Genomic DNA, 205 nt, shown 5'->3' with positions numbered 1-205 from the left:
GGGTGTGGACGTGCTGTCCACCTGCTCGGCTATGCCGAGAGCTTCACCCGATTTCGGGTGAAGCTTAAAATCGAGGTGTACAAAAATTTGTACACTCTCTTCTTCTTTTCCCCCTTGCTTTTGGGGAAGAGTGCTGGCCGGGGGTATGGGGGCAGAGCCACCATATCAGCGTGTAAATATATGGAGTAAGAGTAATACAATGGAC

General features: G+C 50.2%; 1 protein-coding gene. It reads left to right on the top strand.

What is annotated here, in order from left to right:
* Nucleotides 1–189, top strand: a 189-nt coding sequence (locus EP747_RS24570) for a hypothetical protein (RefSeq protein ID WP_205753866.1), incomplete at its 5' end; no start/stop codon positions are given.
* Nucleotides 190–205 lie beyond the last annotated feature (16 nt).

Source organism: Gottfriedia acidiceleris (assembly GCF_004138285.1).
Classification (GTDB): Bacteria; Bacillota; Bacilli; order Bacillales; family Bacillaceae_G; genus Gottfriedia; species Gottfriedia acidiceleris_A.
Note: the sequence above shows the minus strand (reverse complement) of the source record. Positions and strands in the feature narration are given on the sequence as shown.